Raw genomic sequence first — 16,262 nt, forward strand, 5'->3', positions numbered from 1 at the left:
TCCGGCGGTCCCCGCAGTCCAGCCAGAGCGCGTCAGAACCCGGCCGGGTACGCGAACCGGAGCGCACCCGGGACCACGGCGAGGTGGGCCTCGCACACGGGGTCGTCGACGACGGTACCGTCCACCTCGACCGGGAGCCCCGACGGCGACGAGAGGTCGAACGCCGGCGAACGGTGGTAGTGGACGGCGGGGTGCTCGACCTGGCGACCGGCGGGGCCGGCCCGCGTGATGGCGAGGACGTCCCGGAGGTCCGTGGCCTCGACGACCAGCGCGTGGAGGTCGCCGTCTGCCGGCCGTGACCCGGGGAGGAGGTCGAAGCGCGAGCCACGGTACCGCCCGCCGCCGACGGCGACGAGGTGGGCCGGCCCCTCGAACAGCGGCTCCTCGTCCGCTTCGAGCCGGACCTCGACCGGGTCCTCGCGGAGCACTGAGCGGCCCATCCCGAGCAGGTACGCGAGGGGGCCGGGGAGCCACCCGAACGCCTCGCTGGCCTCGACCGCGGCGCGGAACAGCCCCCCGGTGAACCCGAGCAGGAAGTAGCCCGTCTCGCCGTCGGCCTTGTACCGGCCGGCGTCGACGGGTCGGACCTCGAAAGCGCGACCGACTCGGCGCGCGACGGCCCGCCAGTCGTGCTCGCCGTAGCAGTGCCGGTAGAGCGAGTTCCCCCGACCGCCGGGGACGACGTACAGTGGCGGCGGCTCGCGCCCCTCGGCGAGGTACGCGCTCGCCACCTCGCGGACGGTGCCGTCGCCACCGACGACGGCGAGGAGTTCCCGGTCGGCGAACGACCGGCCCGCGTCGTCAGCCTCCCCCGGCCCGGAGAGCACCGTCGCGTCGACACGCCACCCGTCACCGAGCGCGGCACGGAGCGTCTCCAGCATCGTAACCCCACGCCCGTCGCCGGAGACGGGGTTGACGACGGCGCCCGCGCGCCGCTCCGTCACCGGTGTGGCACCTCGGGCGCGGCGGCCGTGCCGCGGGAGACGAGGGCGGCCACCTCCTCGAGTGACACCGGCCCATCGGGGTCACGGAGCGCCTCGACCGCGGGCCGCACGGGGGCGTCGGCCCCGGCGAGTTCCACGAGCGCCCCCTCGCACTTGCGGCGGGCGACGGCACGCGTCTCCGAGAGCGGCCGCCCCGCGAACCCCATCGGGTGTGGGCACTCGGCGGTGACGGACTGCCCGTCGCTGAGGTGGACCGTCACTCGGGCGCCGAGGCGTTTCTCCGCGGCCGAGAGGTCCGTCGGGAGTGGGCGCTTGCGGACGAACCGGAGCAGCGTGGGCAGGTTCGCCACCGTCGCCCCCCCGCCGACGGTCTTCGCGGAGTACGGGAGGACGAGCGGGCCGACCCGACGGAGCATCGCCCCGAGCGGCACCTCCGACCGGAGGGCGTCCGTCGTGAACTCGGCGTCGTGTTCCAGTTCGACCCGGTCGGCGAGCTCCCAGACGTCGCGCTTCCCACGGCGAGCGTCGGCGAACTGCCGGGGCGTGTGCTCCCCGTCGAGGAGGGCGACGGCGACGTTGTACGGCACCGAGAAGTTGAGCGCCGCGAGCGTCGAGTCCGGGCCCCGGACGTACCGACTCGCACGTTCGTCGACCTGCGTGGTGAACAGTGACGTCTCGACGGTGACGTGGCTGACGGGGACGGTCCCGTCGAACCGCCGGTCGAGTTCGCGCCGGGCGTCGAGGGCGGCCTCGACGGGTGCCGAGACGTACGCACAGCCGGGGTGCGCCTTCACCGTCACCGCACGGGTGTGCCAGCGTCCCTCGACCGGGCCGAACCGGTCACCCGCCTCGCGCTCCGGAAGGCCCCCGAGGAACTCCGGGAGCGGGTAGTCCGCGAACGAGTCGAGGAAGCCACCCTCGGCCGTCACCACCTCGCGGTTCCCGGCGAGCCCCTCGCGGGCCGCACCGACGGCGTTCAGCCCCGCGAGGACGGGCTCGGCTGCGGTCAGTACCTTCGCGTCGGAGCCGAGGAACCCCGCGTCGAGCGGCCACGGTGGCTGCGAGAGGGCGATGGCCATCGCGTCGGCGAGCGTATCGGCGTCGTCGCCCTCGACCACGGCCCGACCGACGGCCGCACAGAGCGCGTGGACGTACGCCGTCTGCTGGCCGCGGAAGGGACCGACGGCGGCGGCACTGGCGACGCGGGCGGCCACCTCGTTGGCGGCGACGTGGGCGAGGACCGCTCGACGCCAGTCGGCCCCGGCCACCTCGGCGTACGCGAGGGGGACGAACACGGCCGAGTGACCGGTGTGCCCGCCGAGGACGGTGTCGTCGAAGTCGAGTGCCATCCCGAGCGCGGCGTGGCCGTACGCGGCGGCACGAGGTGCGACGCGGCCGCCACCGAGGAGCGTCGCCTCCCCCGCGGTGTCGAACTCGGCCCGGACGGTTCGGTGGATGCGCTCACCGACCGGGAGCGAACAGGTCCACGCGGCGGCACCGATCGCGCTCAGCCGCTGCGCGCCCGCGGCCCGCCGCACGTCGGGCGGCAGGTCGTGGAAGTGCAGGCCCGTGGCCCATCGAGCGGCCGTCTCGAGGAAGGGTGCATTCTTCTCCGTCATACCGGGAGGAGACCGTCGAGCGTCGAAAACGTGTCGGCGGGGTTACGCCCGGGGCAGGTGAAGTTCGACGGCGGTCGACTCGCCCGGGATCACCTCGAGTCGGCCGCCGGACCGCGAGAGCAGGAGTTCGGCCATGTAGATGTCGACACCCTGGTGGAGGCTGGCGGCGTACCGTTCGCTCCCGCCGGCGTCGGCGTCGGTGTCGTCGGCCACACCGGACGAGAGACGCCGACCCCACCCCGAAGCCCCCCCACCGTCTGCCGCCGTCGACGACCCTCCCTCGTCGTCCCGAACCCTGACGACGACGTCTTCGGGGGTGACGTGGGCCCCGACGACCACGCCGTCGCTCACCCCCGCGCGCTCGAGCACCACCGTCTCGACGGCCTCGGTGAGCGTCTCGTCACCGAGCACCGACAGGTCGGGCACGGGTTCCTCGACGGCGACGTTCGCGGTCCCGTACACGCCCTGCGCCCGCCCCACCGACTCCTCGACGATGGTCCGGAGCCGACGCGGCTTCGGCTCGGGTTGCTCGTTGATGCGGTCCGTGAGCTCGCTCACCCGTTCGACGAGGCCCACCACCTCGTCACCGCGCCGGCGGATGGTCCGGAGTTCGTGGCCCGGCTCCTCGGTGCGGCGTTCGAGTTCCTCGGCGCTGGCGAGGATGATGTTCATCCCGTTGAGGAGGTGGTGTCTGAGCATCCGGTTGAGCACGTCGAGTCGCTCGCGTTCGGCCTCGAGCCGCGCCCGCTGGCGCTGGGAGAGCACGTCGTACAGCCCGATGCCGAGTCCGGCGAGCGCCCCGCCGACCACCGTCTCGGCGACGAGCAGCTCCCCCCGGAGGAGTTCGTACTCTCCGGCCAAGGCGACGACGATCATGGCCGCGAAGCCGCCGACGGTGAGGCTCCCGGCGAGACTCCAGCCGGCGATACGCCGGAACTCGGGGGCGGTCAGGTCGCTCCGGAACGCGAGCCAGAGCCCCGAGACGACGAGTGCGAGGACGAGGCCGATCGGCAACAGCCCCCCGAACACCAGGGCGAAGGGTGAGGGAGTCGGCCCGAGCCCACCGATAGCGACCACGAGCACGACGGCTCCCGCCGTGAGGTAGCCCACCGCACTCCCGAGTCGGAGACCCTCACGCATTGTGGACTCTCGGCGGTACCGGAACTTAAAGGGCGAGTCCCTTTCGGCAGTAGAACCGACCGAAGGCAGACCATCGCGGTCGCCTGCGGCTCAGGGCTCCACCGGCTCGACGAGCGCCGGGGAGTCGTTCGACGGGTCGTTCACCAGTCGCGAGACGGGGTAGGCCCGCATCCGATCGGCGGGGTACGGGTCGAGCAGGTCTCGGGGGTCGTCCTCGGTCAGCCAGCGCTCCTCCTCGTCGGGGGCGAGCACCACGGCCATCCGGTGGTGGAGGTCGGCCACCACCTCGTTCGGCTCCGTCGTCAGTATCGTGAACGTCTCGAGCGGGTCGACGGAGCGGTCCGGCCCGTCACCCCCGAAGTCCCCGAGGCCAGTCTGTTTCTGCGGAGGCGTCCAGCGCTCCCAGAGCCCCGCCATCGCGAACGGTTCGTCGCCCTCGAGTGCGACCCGGTAGGGTCGCTTGCCGTCCTCCGTCGACACCCACTCGTAGAAGCCGTCGGCCGGTACCAGACAGCGCCGGGCGCGGTAGGCCTCGCGGAACGCGGGCTTCTCGTGGACGGTCTCGCTCCGTGCGTTGATAAGGCCCCCCGAGTCGTCGTCGCTCCACGAGGGGACGAGCCCCCACGTCAGGTGGCTCAGGCGGTCGGGGGCCTCGGCCGTGACGACCGGGAGCGACTGACCGGGCGCGGCGTTGTACCGCTGGGGGAACGTCTCCGGGACGACGACGCCGAACCGGTCGGCCAGCTCGGCCGGCGGGGTGAACAGGCTGTATCGGCCGCACATACCACGACCGAGGGGGGCGATGGGGAAGAACCCATCCCCGACGGCCCGCGTGCGGCTGGTCGGTCAGCGTCGTGGCGGCGCCCCACCGGCCGGGACCTTCCGTCCTCGGTGAACCACCGGGATAGTTACCATCAAAACGCTGGAGTCCGAACTACGGGTGATGGAACCACTCCGCGGCGAGGAGGCCGCCTCACGCACGTCGGCCCGTGGGCCGGTCGTGAGCCGAGCCGTCGAACTCTCGTCGGCGCCGCCGGCCCGCGCGGTGCTCGGCGGGGCCGAGGCGCCGCGGCTGTACTGGGCCGCCCCAGCCGAAGCGACGGTGGTGGGGGGCGGCGCCGCCACGACGGTCACCGCCACGGGTGACGACCGGTTCGAGTCGGTCCGTGCGGCCGCGGACGACCTGTTCGCCACTGGCGACGTCCACGCGGGGACGCTCGCCGCTCGTCCCCGCCTGTTCGGGGGGTTCGCCTTCCACGACGACCACGCTGGCGCGCCCCCGTGGGTCGGCTTCCCGGCCGCGGGGTTCGTCCTGCCCGAGACGCAGGTGACCTACACCGACGACGCGGCGTGGCTCACCGTGAACGCCGCTGGACCGGACGCCGACGCCGAGACGGTCGAACGCCGCGTCGAGGAGGAACGCGAGCGACTCGCCGACCTGCCGGACCCCGGCCCGATCGGCCCACCACCCGGCGTCACGAGTCGGGAGCGAACCACCTCACGCGAGGCGTGGCGCGAGTCCGTGACCGCCGCGACCTCGCGCATCCACGCGGGCGAACTCCGGAAGGTGGTGCTCGCACAGGCGCTCCGGACGGACCTCGACTCGCCGGTCTCCGTCCCGGACGTGCTGGCCCGGCTCGGCGAGACGTACCCAGACTGCTATCGCTTCCTCGTCGAGCCCACGGCCGGCGACGGAGAGACGGACACGGCGGGCGGGTTCCTCGGTGCGACGCCCGAGCGACTCGTCGCGCTCCGGGGGCGGACCGTGGAGACGGGCGCGCTCGCGGGGACGACGGGCCGGGGCGACACCCCCGAGGAGGACGAGTGGCTCGCACGCGAACTGATGGACGACGAGAAGAACCGCCACGAACACGAACTCGTCGCGGACGCCATCCGCGAGCAACTCGACCCGTTCGCGGCGAGCGTCGCGGCCGGTGAACGACGCGTTCGACGTCTGGCGACCGTCCAGCACCTCGAGACGCCCATCACGGCAGAGCTGGAGCGTGACGAACACGTCCTGACGCTGGTGAAGGCGCTCCACCCGACGCCCGCGGTGGGCGGCCTGCCGCCGGACCGGGCGCTGGAGACCATCCGGGAGACCGAGCGGTTCGACCGGGGCTGGTACGCCGCCCCTGTCGGGTGGTTCGACGCCGCCGGGTACGGCTCGTTCGCGGTGGCGCTCCGGTCGGCCGTCGTCAGGGACGCCACGGCCACCCTCTTCGCGGGCGTCGGTATCGTCGGTGACTCGGACCCGGACCGCGAGTGGGACGAGGTGGACCTGAAGTACCGTCCGATGCTGGACGAACTGGAATGAGCGGTGAGCGTCGCCCGCCGGTAGCGGACTCCGCCGACTGGCCCGATGCGGTGGCCGACTCGCCGAACGAGAGCACGCTCTGGGGACGCGTCGTCGTCGACGAACTCTACCGCGCTGGCGTCGACGCGGCCTGTCTCGCACCCGGTTCGCGCTCGACGCCGCTGACGATGGCGTTCGCCGACCACCCGGGCGTCCGCGTCTTCTCGCACCTCGACGAGCGCTCGGCGGCGTTCTTCGCGCTCGGCCGGGCGAAGCGGACGGGGCGACCGACCCCCGTCGTCACCACCTCCGGGACGGCGACGGCCAACCTCCACCCCGCGGTGATCGAGGCGAACCAGGCACGCGTCCCGATGCTGCTGCTGACGGCCGACCGGCCGCGCGAACTCCAGCACTCCGGGGCGAACCAGACCGTCGACCAGGAGAAGCTCTACGGCGACGCCGTCCGACACTACCGGAGCCTCCCCGACCCGGCGTTCGACGGCCGGAAACTCCGTGCGGTCCGGACGGCCGTCTCGCGCGCGGTCCACACCGCGAGCGACGGCGCGAACCCCGGACCGGTCCACCTGAACTGTCCGTTCCGCAAGCCGCTGGAGCCGACGCCGACGGACCCGCCCGAGGGGTGGGCCGAGGCGTCGCCGCTCGGGGCGCGTGGCCGTCCGGACGGGACCCCGTTCGTGGCCGTCACCGAGGGGCGGACGGAACTCGCGTCGGCCGACCGCGCGCGCCTCGTCGAGGCCGTCGAGGGGGCCGACGCGGGGGTCCTCGTCTGCGGGCCGGCCGACGCGCCGACCCCTTCCCGCGACGCGATGCGGGGGCTCGCGCTCTCGACCGGGTTCCCGGTGCTCGCCGACCCGCTCTCGGGGCTACGCTGGGGCCAACACGTCGACGCCGACGGGGTGACGGTCTGCGGGGGCTACGACGCGTATCTCGGGGCGCTCGAGACGTACCCGGACGTCGTGCTGCGGTTCGGCGCCTCGCCCACCTCGAAGCCCCTGCGACGGTACCTCGCCGAGGCGGGCCGTCGTGGCGCCCGGCAGTTCGTCGTCGACCCGGCTGGCGGGTGGCGTGAGGCGGCGTTCACCGCGACGGACCTCGTCGTGGCCGCACCGACGCCGCTGGCCGCGGCACTCTCGGGTCGCGTCGAGCGCGAGGCTGGTGGGTTCGAGGTGCGGCTCGCGGACCTGGAGACGGCCTACTGGGACCGGGTGGCCGACGAGTCGCGGTTCCTCGAGGGCGACGTGCTCGGCGACGTGGCGGCGCTCGCTCCCGACCCGTCGACGGTGTTCGTCTCGAACTCGATGCCGGTCCGTGACCTCGACCGATTCGGCCGGCCGCACGACGCCGACCTGACCGTCCTCGGGAACCGCGGGGCGTCGGGCATCGACGGCATCGCGTCGACGGGGCTGGGCGCCGGGAGCGCGAGCGAGGGGCCGCTCGTCCTCGTCACCGGCGATCTCGCGTACTACCACGACTCGAACGGGCTCCTCGCCGTCGCACGGAGCGGCGTCGACGCCACCGTCGTCCTCGTGAACAACGACGGCGGCGGCATCTTCCACCTCCTCCCGGTCGAGTCGTTCGACCCGCCGTTCACCGAACAGTTCACCACCCCGCACGGGCTGGACTTCGAGCCGACCGCCGACCTCTACGGACTCGAGTTCGCCCGCACCGACGACCGTGAGACCTTCCGCGACCTGTTCGCCGAGAGCGTCGCCACCGACGGAACGCAGGTGATAGAGGTCGTCTTCGACGGGGAGGCGAGCCACCGGGGGCGGGAGACGCTCCAGCAGTCGGTCCACGAGTGGGTCCGGAGTCGTGACGGCCGCGACGCCGGCCACAACGACTAACCCGGGCGTCCGAGTAGCCGGCTGCGTATGTCCACCGCCCTCCGTGTCCTCCCCAGCGAACTGCTGTACACGCTCGCTGCCCTCGCCGTCGTCCTCGTCGTGAGCTTCGTCTTCGGGTTCACGAACGTCTTCGGTGCGCTCTCGGCAGCCGTCTCCATCGCCATCTCGCTCGTCGTCCTCTGGCTGTTCTGGCGACTGGTGACGGCGACGGAGCGGATCGCCCGGGCCACCGAGTCGCTCGCGGACGACTCGCTCGCCGGGCACGAGGACTAGAGCGTCGCGCCGCCGACGAGCGCGCTCACGCAGAGTGCGAGCGGCACCGCCGTGAGTAGGAACGCGAGCGCGCCCGAGAGCGACAGCACGCCCAGCCCGGCGACCGAGAGCGCCACCGGCAGGAGCGCCAGCCACCCCCCGAAGACGGGGATGCCGAGCTCCGGCTTCAGCACGAGGTAGGCGACGACGAACAGGGTGCAGACGCCGACGATGGCGTTGACCGGCAGCGGGAACCACGGTGCGACGGTGCTCCCGAGGAAGACGGGGTAGGCGACGAAGACGGCGAGCGCGAGCGGCCCGCTCGCGGGCGTCAGCCGGGACTGCCACGCCTCCAGCAGCGCCGTGGTGAGCCGGACCCACCGGGCGGCGCCCCGCTGTACCGTCCCGTAGTCCTCGGCACGGTCCCGGTCGGTCCGCGTCCGCTCGCTCGCCGTGGTCGCCCCGTAGCCGGGGCGGCCGTGTCGCGTCCATCGGGTACCACGGGTCTCACTGGCCCGCGTGGTTCCCCCGGCATCGGTGGCACTCGCCGCGGTGGCGCCCGGCGCTGTCCCCGTCTCGTTCCGCGCTCGGGCCCCCGGCGCGGTAGAGTCCGGTTCCCGGCCGTCGTCGGCGTCGACCCGTTCGGCCGCGAGGTAGCCCTCGTGGCCCAGTCGGTCGTACCGGCGGCGCTCCGCGGGGTCTCCGAGCACCTCGTGGGCACGCTTGACACGGCGGAACCGGTCGGCCGCGTCGGCGCCCTCGGCCACGTCGGGGTGCGTCTCCTTCACCCGTTCGCGGTAGGCCTCCCGGATGGCGTCGGCGCTGGCGGTCCGCTCCAGCCCCAGCACGCCGTAGAAGTCCCCACCCTCGTCTGCCATCGCCGGGGGTGAGTTCCGTCGGTGCAAAACGCTTGGCCTTCGGTCGCTCGACACAACGGGCTGGCGTCGCGCGACAGTAGCCACCCGCGGAGTGATCACCTCCGCCGCCGAGAACGCTTTTGTCGCCGCCGGGCGTCGCTCAGGCATGGTATCCGAACTGTTCGACCCGGACCGCTGGGAGGCGGTCGACGCGTTCGACTTCCGCGACCTGACCTACCACCGCGCGACCGACGTGGGTGCCGTCCGAATCGCCTTCGACCGGCCCGAGGTCCGCAACGCCTTCCGGCCCGAGACGGTCGACGAACTCTACGTCGCGCTCGACCACGCGAAGCGACAGACGGACGTGGGGTGTGTCCTCCTCACCGGCAACGGCCCCTCGCCCAAGGACGGCGGGTGGGCGTTCTGTTCCGGCGGCGACCAGCGCGTTCGTGGCGACGCGGGCTACGAGTACGAGGACAGCGCGGAGCCGAGCGAGGACGAGACCGAACGAGAGAAGCGTGCCCGACAGGCCCCGCGACTCCACATCCTCGAGGTCCAGCGGCTCATCCGGACCATCCCGAAGCCCGTCGTCTGCGTCGCGCCCGGCTGGGCCGTCGGCGGCGGTCACTCGCTCCACGTCGTCTGCGACATGACGCTCGCGAGCGAGGAGCACGCGAAGTTCCTCCAGACGGACCCCGACGTCGCCAGCTACGACGCCGGCTACGGGAGCGCCTACCTCGCCCGGCAGATCGGTCAGAAGAAGGCCCGCGAGGTGTTCTTCCTCGGTAAGACCTACTCCGCCGATGAGGCCGTCGAGATGGGGATGGCCAACGAGGCCGTCCCCCACGAGGAACTGGAGACAGTCGCACTCGACTGGGCCGAGCGCATCACGTCCAAGTCACCGATGGCCATCCGGATGCTCAAGTACGCGTTCAACGCCGTCGACGACGGGATGATGGGCCAGCAGGTGTTCGCGGGCGAGGCGACCCGACTCGGCTACATGACCGACGAGGCGAAGGAGGGCAGAGACGCGTTCGTGGAGGGGCGGGAGCCGGAGTTCCAGCGGTTCCCCTGGCACTACTAGGCGACCAACCTTTTCTCGTCGGGTGCGCCTTCGGCGCGAAGCGCTCTCTGCTCGCGGGCGCTGCGCGCCCGCTCGCATGGTGCGTGGTGGCGGAGCCACCACGCTACTCGAAAACTCTGGATGCAGAAGGCGGCGCTCGCTCCGCTCGCGCCGGGTGAGCGCTGTGGACGTTCCAGCACCGCCCCGCTCTGCCCCGCACCGCTACCGCCCAGCACCACCCTCCAGACTGGCCGCTTGGGAAACACGGATACGGCGTCCGGGACTCCTCACCCTATGGACAAGACGGTAGCCATCACCGGAGCGAGCCGAGGACTGGGCGCGGCCGTCGCCCGCGCGTTCGGCGCCGAGGGCGCACACCTCGTCCTCTCCGCCCGCGACACCGATGCGCTGGACATGGTCGCCGCGGACGTGTTGGAGGCCGGCGGGAGCGTCTCGACGGTACGAGCCGACGTGCGCGACGAGTTCGACGTCGAGCGGTTCTGCGAGGAGGCCGCCCGAGAGAGCGACGGGGGTATCGACGTCCTCGTCGCGAACGCCGGGGTCTACCACGGCGACGTGGGGCAGACCCGCCTCGCCGACGAGTCCTACAGCGCGTTCGACGACCACCTCCGCACCAACGTCCGGGGCGTCTACGCGACGATCCGGGAGGCCGTCCCCCACCTCGCCCCCGAGGCTCGCGTCCTCGTCCCGTCCGGACAGATCGCCCGTGAGGCCAAGTCGGGCCTCGGCTCCTACGCCGTCTCCAAGGCGGGGGCCGAGGCGCTCGTCCGGCAGTTCGCCGCCGAACTCGAGCAGGCGGTCGGCGTCGTCGACCCCGGTCAGGTGTCGACCGACCTCACCGGCAACGGGCCGGGCCGTGCCCCCGCGGACGTGGCCGGGATGTTCGTCTGGGCCGCGACGGCGGCCGATGCCGAGGAACTCGACGGCGGGGTCCTCGACCTGCGGGCGTGGAAGTCGGCGACACGCTGAGTGCGCACGACGGGTTTCGTGACCCGCACAATCGGTCGAGCAGAGGGCTTATTAACGAGAGAACTCGAGTTGTGAACATGGAGGTCGAGACCGAGCGGGAGGCCACGACGTCGCCGGCGTTCGGCAGGCCGTCGCTGGTCGGTGCCGGGTCCGTCGTGGTGCTCGTGGCGCTGACCGCGGTGGGCTACGCCGTGGGCCTGTGGAAGGTGCTGGTCATCGCGTGGGTCGCGTTCGTCGCGATGGCGGGGTTCGCCCCCTTCGGGGCCCGCGCCGCCGGGACGAACGACGCCCGCCGACTCGTCTGGGGCTACGGGCTCGCTGCAGGGGCGATGGTCACCTCGGCCGCGGTGTTCCTGCTCCCGCAAGCCATCGGACTGGACACCCGCATCGGCGGTTTCGGCGTCGCCGCCGGACTGCTCGTCGGGTACGGCTCACACACGCTGGGGCACCGCCTCGCACACCTCGAGACGCCGTTCGACAAGACGACCGTCGAGATCAGCGCCCACGCGCTCTCCGCAGGACTCATCATCGGGCTGGTCTACGCCGCGATGCCGGGACTGGGACTACTGCTCGGCCTGGCCATCGTCTCGCACAAGGGGCCGGCGGGCTACGCGGCGGCGCGCCGGCTCGCTGGTCGGGGGAAGTCCCCCGCCGTGTTGCTCTTCCCGGCCGCCGGCGTCGGCCTGACGGCCATCCCGATCGCGTTCCTCACACCACCGAGTACCGCCGCCGTCAACGCGGCCATCTTCGGGTTCGCCGCGGGCGTCTTCCTCCACGTCGCGATGGACTTCCTCCCGCGATGCGAGCAGGGGAGCGAGGTGGGCGAGGTTGCGGCGCTCTCCGACGACGCGCACGCACTGCTCGACCGACTCCGGACCCACGCCGTCCTCAGCACGTCGCTAGGGGCAGCCGCCGTCTTCGTCGCGTGGCTCGCCGTCGGCGCTTAACCACGCTCGTCGGTGTCACGGCGAGCGGCGCGCTCTGCGTCCTCGCGCCGCATCTCCTCGCGCTCGTCGTGTTCGGACCGTACCAGCGCGTACAGCGCGAGTGGTGCGGCCAGCGCGAACAGGAGGACGACGAGGACGAACGCCGCCTCGACGGCGGCCATCAGCCGAGGAACACGTCCACGATGTCGTTCGACCCCGGCGTGCTGTCCCGGTAGAGTTCCGAGTACCCGCAGTTCGTACAGGAGACGACCTTGAACGTGTTCGTCTGGATGTCGAAGAACTTCGAGAGGCCGTCGCCGGTGGTCGAGATCTTGCCCACGTCGGTGCCGTCGTGACCGCACTTCGGACAGCCGCGCTCGTCGCTCGTGTTGGGGACCATACCCGCGGGTTCCCGAGCGCCGCGTATCAGTCTTGTGGGCCGAGCGACAGCTCGTAGACGTACTCCCGGTGTTCGACGCCGTCCGTCTCCCCCGCCCGTTCGTCCACCCGCTCGAAGCCGTACGACTCGTAGAACGAGACGCCCACCGGGTTCTCCGCGAGGACGACGAGTCGGAGGCGCTCGGCCCGCACGGGCAGTCGGCCGCGGAGGTGGTCGACGAGGCGGCCACCCACCCCCTCGCCCCACCGGCCGGGGTGGACGTAGAGGCGTCCGAGGTGGTAGGTGCCCCGTTCGCCAGGCTCCGGGCCCGCGTCGGCGACGCCCACGACGGCACCCGCGTCCGTCGCCACGAGGAACGCCCGTTCCTCGGCCACCGCAGCCCCGCGGAGCGACTCGACGCCCCACCACTGGTCGACGACACGGTCGACCCGGTCCGGGCCGAACACGTCGTCGTAGGCGGCGTGCCACGCGGCACGGCCGAGTGCGTGTATCGCCTCCGCGTCGTCGGGGTCGGCTGGACGGACGGTGACGTTCACGTCCCGCGTGACGGACCCCACACCGTTGGTTCTTTCGTGGAGAGTCGACCGCGCGTTCGAGACGCCACGAGACAGTTGCCGGTCCCCTACCCACTCGAGCCCGTGCGACGCCGCGACCTCCTCTGTACCGGTGCGCTCGCCCTCCCTGTCGGACTGGCTGGCTGTCTGGGTGAATCCGTCCCGGTCACGGACGACGTGTCGATGGCCGACCCGCTCGCCACCGACGAGCACCCGGCCAAGTTGCGTGTCGAGACGACGACCACCACCGTGACCGACTACGTCCTCGGGGAACGACCGGCCGTACAGGGTCCCCACGTCACCAGCCAGGACGGCGCGCTCTACCTGATGCCGGTCCACGACGGGAAACCCACGGACCTCGTCGAGCCGGGGTGCTGGGCGCTCACCGAGCACGTCGCCGTCACCACCGAGTACGGCACCGTCGAGGGGCCCGCGGGTGAGTCCATCGCGAGTGAGTCGTTCCCCTACGGCCACGTGGATGCCGAGAGCGACTGTCTGGCGGCGGGCGACCACCGCGTCGGCGTCGGCGGCCGGGCCGCCGAGGACCCGCCCGGTCTCCCCGGGAACGACGACGACGCCACCGAGTTCTCGTGGGGCTTCACGCTGAACGTCCAGGACGGCTGATTCGACCGCGACGACTCAGAGTCCCGTCGGGTGCTCGATGTACGTCGTCTCGAGGCCCTCGTCCCACCCCGTCACCACGTCCTGCAGCGCTCTGACGCCGAACGTCTCGGTGGCGTAGTGGCCGGCGAGGAAGACGTGGATGCCGGCCTCGCGGGCCTCGTGGTACGCCGGCTGTTTCCCCTCGCCGGTGACGAGCGCGTCGACGCCGAGTTCGCGGGCCTCGTCCAGCCAGTCGGTGCCGGCGCCGGTGAGGACGGCCACGTCCTCGATACGGTCCGGGCCGAACTCGAGGACCTGCACACCGTCGTTCTCGAGGGGCTCAAGTCGCTCGGTCAGCGAGTCGACGGTGTGCGGCTCGTCCGCCCGGGCCCGGACCCCGACGGTGGCCGGGCCATCGCGACCGAACCCGTCGACCACCTCCAGTTCGAGGAACTCGGCGAGTCGGGCGGCGTTGCCGAGTTCGCGGTGGGCGTCGAGCGGCAGGTGGACCGCGTACAACGCGAGGTCGTTCGCCAGCAGCGCGTCGAGCCGGTCGTACTCCTTGCCGGTGACGCGGTCGATGCCGCCCCACGAGATGCCGTGGTGGACGACGAGCACGTCCGCGTCGCGGGCGGCGGCCTCCTCGAACGTGAGTTCCACGCCGTCGACGGCGAACGCGGCCGTCGACACGTCGGCATCCTCCGGGCCGACCTGCAGGCCGTTGACGGCGTAGTCGAGGCCGTCCAGTTCCTCGACGTCCAGCAGCTCGTCCAGTCGGTCGGCGAAGGTAGCGAGTTCCATACCCTCACCGACTGGCGGCGTGGTGATAAACGAACTCCCGGAGGAGTTTGCCCGCCAGCGACGCGGCCTGACCGTCGTCCCGGTCGTTGACCTCGACGACGTCGAACGCCGTGGCTCGCGGGGCGACGGCCCGGACCACGTCACGCATCTCGCGGGGGGTGAGGCCGAACGGCTCCATCGTCCCCGTCCCCGGGGCGAAGCCGGGGTCAGCGCCGTCGATGTCGACCGAGAGGTACACCTCGCGGTCCGAGTCGAAGTCGGGGGCCCACGCTGCCACGTCCTCGGGTGCGACGACGGTCACGTCGGCCTCGCTGGCGCGCTCCCACTCCTCGGGCGACCCGGTGCGCGCGCCGAGGACGATGGCCTCGTCGGCCACCTCGAGCGCGTGGCGGGTCGCGGTGGCGTGAGAGAGGGGGTTCCCGTCGTACTCTGCCCGGAGGTCGAGGTGGGCGTCGAGACAGACGAACACGTCGGGGTCCGCCGCGCGCACGCCGGCGACCGAGACGGTGTGCTCGCCGCCGACGAGGAGCGGGACGGTCCCCGCGGCGTGGAGGTCCGAGAGCGTCCCCTCGAGGAAAGTGAGGTACTCCTCGGCGTCGTCCCACGCGCGCTCGTCGCCGGCGTCGTGGACCGCGAGCTCGGTGAAGAACTGGTCGGTGTGGTGGTCGTAGTCGTCGAAGGTGTGGGCGAACCGGCGGACGCGCTCCGGCCCGAAGCGGGTGCCGGGCTGGAACGTCGTCGAGACGTCGAGCGGCGCCCCGAGGACTGCGTAGTCGGCGGTCTCTCGGTCGGCTATCGCCCCGGGAAACATGGTGGGTAGTGCCCGTTCAGACGATCTTCCGCTGGCTCTCGTACTCGAGGAACTCAATCTCGTCGTCCGACGAGGGGCTGAGGTCGTCCGGGACGCGCATCGTGAACGTCTCGTAGGTCTCGAGGTCCATCACCTGCATCTCGCCGCCGGAGGTCGAGAGGACCTGCCCCTGCTTCCGGGTGATGATGGGGACCCAGACCTTCGCGTCGACCGGCTGGGTGAAGTTGCGTTTCTGGTTGTCGAAGACGCCCGTCCCCTCGACACGAGCCTTCGCGCTGCCGTGCTTGCCCGGCTTCGAGGTGGAGTAGGAGGTGATCTTCGAGGGCACGTCGTTTATCATGACGTAGTTGCCCTCCTGGAGTTCACGAACCTCGGTCTGCTCTCTCGCCATACCCGGCCTTCCGGCCATGTGGGTATAAACGGTACGGAACGGCGACGGTGCCCTACACGCGCGATGGGGGCGTTCAAGCGGGTGGGGGGCGAACCGCCGACCGTGTCCGAGACCGTCCTCGTCCCCGGCGCCCGCGACGTGCGGGCCACGGTTGACTCGCCCGACGCCGACGCCTGCGTCGTCGCCTGCCCGCCACACCCGCAGATGGGCGGCACGCGTACCGACCGCCGACTCCGTGCCGTCGCCGATGCCCTCGCACCCGGCGTGGCCTGTCTCCGCTTCGACTACGGCCCGTGGACGGAGGGCCACGGGGAGGTGACCGACTGCCGGAACGCACTCGCGTGGGCGCGGGAGGCGTACGGCGATGAGAGCGGCGAGCGGGTGGGGCTGTTCGGCTACTCGTTCGGTGCCGGCGTGGCGCTGGTCGCCGCGGCCCGTGAGTCCGCCGACGGGACGTGCCCGGCGGCCGTCTCCGTCCTCGCCCCGCCGGACCGACTGAACGACCTCGACGCAGTGGGGGCTGTCCCCGATATCGCGTGCGACCTGCAGGTGCTGTACGGCGAGCGCGACACGACGGTCGATTCGGGGCCGGTCGTCGAGGCGGCCCACGAGCACGGTGCCGAGGTGACGGCGCTCCCGGCGGACCACCACTTCGTCGGCCAGGACCGGAAGGTGGGCGAGGCCGCCGCGGCGTTCCTCCGCGACCGGCTCTGAGCAGACCGCAGGCCGGTCTCCCCCCCGGCGTCCGCCAGC

General features: G+C 72.2%; 19 protein-coding genes. 8 read left to right on the plus strand and 11 right to left on the minus strand.

The window, feature by feature from the left end:
* Positions 1-32 precede the first annotated feature (32 nt).
* The 4 genes from N0B31_RS03995 to N0B31_RS04010 all read right to left on the minus strand — a co-directional run bounded on the left by N0B31_RS03995 (position 33) and on the right by N0B31_RS04010 (position 4,486).
* Positions 33-944, minus strand: coding sequence for a diacylglycerol/lipid kinase family protein (locus tag N0B31_RS03995; RefSeq protein ID WP_260594550.1), 912 nt, complete (start codon positions 942-944; stop codon positions 33-35).
* Positions 941-2,563, minus strand: coding sequence for an MmgE/PrpD family protein (locus N0B31_RS04000; RefSeq protein ID WP_260594551.1), 1,623 nt, complete (start codon positions 2,561-2,563; stop codon positions 941-943). Before N0B31_RS04000 ends, N0B31_RS03995 begins: the two co-directional genes overlap by 4 nt.
* A 42-nt stretch (positions 2,564-2,605) precedes the next feature.
* Positions 2,606-3,703, minus strand: a complete 1,098-nt coding sequence (locus tag N0B31_RS04005) for an ATP-binding protein (RefSeq protein WP_260594552.1) — start codon at positions 3,701-3,703, stop codon at positions 2,606-2,608.
* A 90-nt stretch (positions 3,704-3,793) separates the two neighbouring features.
* Entirely contained in the window at positions 3,794-4,486 is a 693-nt protein-coding gene (locus N0B31_RS04010; protein WP_260594553.1) for an SOS response-associated peptidase, read from the minus strand.
* Positions 4,487-4,646: 160 nt separating this feature from the next.
* On the opposite strand from N0B31_RS04010, the gene N0B31_RS04015 reads away from it, so the two are divergent.
* From N0B31_RS04015 to N0B31_RS04025, 3 genes are read left to right on the plus strand one after another with little or no spacing between them, the layout of a single operon-like run.
* On the plus strand, positions 4,647-6,017 hold the full coding sequence (locus N0B31_RS04015; protein ID WP_260594554.1) for an isochorismate synthase: 1,371 nt from the start codon (positions 4,647-4,649) through the stop codon (positions 6,015-6,017).
* Entirely contained in the window at positions 6,014-7,861 is a 1,848-nt protein-coding gene (gene menD, locus N0B31_RS04020) for a 2-succinyl-5-enolpyruvyl-6-hydroxy-3-cyclohexene-1-carboxylic-acid synthase (RefSeq protein ID WP_260594555.1), read from the plus strand. Before N0B31_RS04015 ends, menD begins: the two co-directional genes overlap by 4 nt.
* A gap of 27 nt (positions 7,862-7,888) precedes the next feature.
* Positions 7,889-8,134, plus strand: coding sequence for a DUF8066 domain-containing protein (locus N0B31_RS04025; RefSeq protein ID WP_260594556.1), 246 nt, complete (start codon positions 7,889-7,891; stop codon positions 8,132-8,134).
* Here N0B31_RS04025 and N0B31_RS04030 read toward each other — a convergent pair.
* Positions 8,131-8,991, minus strand: coding sequence for a J domain-containing protein (locus tag N0B31_RS04030; RefSeq protein ID WP_260594557.1), 861 nt, complete (start codon positions 8,989-8,991; stop codon positions 8,131-8,133). The genes N0B31_RS04025 and N0B31_RS04030 overlap by 4 nt on opposite strands.
* Positions 8,992-9,136: 145 nt before the next feature.
* Here N0B31_RS04030 and N0B31_RS04035 point away from each other — a divergent pair, with 145 nt between their 5' ends.
* The 3 genes from N0B31_RS04035 (at position 9,137) to N0B31_RS04045 (ending at position 11,970) form a co-directional block, all read left to right on the plus strand.
* The gene (locus tag N0B31_RS04035) at positions 9,137-10,054 is read left to right on the plus strand and encodes a 1,4-dihydroxy-2-naphthoyl-CoA synthase (RefSeq protein WP_260594558.1); all 918 of its coding nucleotides are present in this window, start codon (positions 9,137-9,139) and stop codon (positions 10,052-10,054) included.
* 273 nt (positions 10,055-10,327) lie between these two features.
* A complete protein-coding gene (locus N0B31_RS04040; RefSeq protein WP_260594559.1) occupies positions 10,328-11,023 on the plus strand; it encodes an SDR family NAD(P)-dependent oxidoreductase in 696 nt (231 codons plus the stop codon).
* A 77-nt stretch (positions 11,024-11,100) separates the two neighbouring features.
* Positions 11,101-11,970, plus strand: coding sequence for a ZIP family metal transporter (locus N0B31_RS04045; protein WP_260594560.1), 870 nt, complete (start codon positions 11,101-11,103; stop codon positions 11,968-11,970).
* On the opposite strand, the gene N0B31_RS04050 is transcribed toward N0B31_RS04045, so the two are convergent.
* From N0B31_RS04050 to N0B31_RS04060, 3 genes are read right to left on the minus strand one after another with little or no spacing between them, the layout of a single operon-like run.
* On the minus strand, positions 11,967-12,131 hold the full coding sequence (locus N0B31_RS04050) for a DUF8143 family protein (protein WP_260594561.1): 165 nt from the start codon (positions 12,129-12,131) through the stop codon (positions 11,967-11,969). The two genes, N0B31_RS04045 and N0B31_RS04050, sit on opposite strands and share 4 nt — an antisense overlap.
* A complete protein-coding gene (locus tag N0B31_RS04055) occupies positions 12,131-12,349 on the minus strand; it encodes a zinc ribbon domain-containing protein (RefSeq protein WP_260594562.1) in 219 nt (72 codons plus the stop codon). Before N0B31_RS04055 ends, N0B31_RS04050 begins: the two co-directional genes overlap by 1 nt.
* Before the next feature lie 26 nt (positions 12,350-12,375).
* Positions 12,376-12,885, minus strand: coding sequence for a GNAT family N-acetyltransferase (locus N0B31_RS04060; RefSeq protein ID WP_260594563.1), 510 nt, complete (start codon positions 12,883-12,885; stop codon positions 12,376-12,378).
* Between the two features lie 102 nt (positions 12,886-12,987).
* Between N0B31_RS04060 and N0B31_RS04065 the strand changes: the two genes are divergently transcribed.
* Positions 12,988-13,527 carry a hypothetical protein gene (locus N0B31_RS04065; RefSeq protein WP_260594564.1) on the plus strand — a complete coding sequence of 180 codons (540 nt, stop codon included), beginning with the start codon at positions 12,988-12,990 and terminating at the stop codon, positions 13,525-13,527.
* A 15-nt stretch (positions 13,528-13,542) separates the two neighbouring features.
* On the opposite strand, the gene N0B31_RS04070 is transcribed toward N0B31_RS04065, so the two are convergent.
* The 3 genes from N0B31_RS04070 to N0B31_RS04080 are packed head-to-tail and all read right to left on the minus strand — an operon-like array spanning position 13,543 to position 15,509.
* Positions 13,543-14,307 (minus strand): Nif3-like dinuclear metal center hexameric protein, encoded by a 765-nt coding sequence (locus N0B31_RS04070; RefSeq protein ID WP_260594565.1) that lies wholly within the window; start codon positions 14,305-14,307, stop codon positions 13,543-13,545.
* 4 nt (positions 14,308-14,311) lie between these two features.
* Positions 14,312-15,118: an agmatinase gene (gene speB, locus N0B31_RS04075; protein ID WP_260594566.1), complete on the minus strand. Its 807-nt coding sequence runs from the start codon at positions 15,116-15,118 to the stop codon at positions 14,312-14,314.
* Between the two features lie 16 nt (positions 15,119-15,134).
* Positions 15,135-15,509: a translation initiation factor IF-5A gene (locus tag N0B31_RS04080; protein WP_260594567.1), complete on the minus strand. Its 375-nt coding sequence runs from the start codon at positions 15,507-15,509 to the stop codon at positions 15,135-15,137.
* 63 nt (positions 15,510-15,572) lie between these two features.
* Between N0B31_RS04080 and N0B31_RS04085 the strand changes: the two genes are divergently transcribed.
* Entirely contained in the window at positions 15,573-16,223 is a 651-nt protein-coding gene (locus N0B31_RS04085) for a dienelactone hydrolase family protein (protein WP_260594568.1), read from the plus strand.
* The last annotated feature ends 39 nt before the right edge of the window (positions 16,224-16,262 follow it).

Origin of the sequence: Salinirubellus salinus (assembly GCF_025231485.1) — an archaeon.
In the GTDB taxonomy this organism is placed as follows: domain Archaea; phylum Halobacteriota; class Halobacteria; order Halobacteriales; family Haloarculaceae; genus Salinirubellus; species Salinirubellus salinus.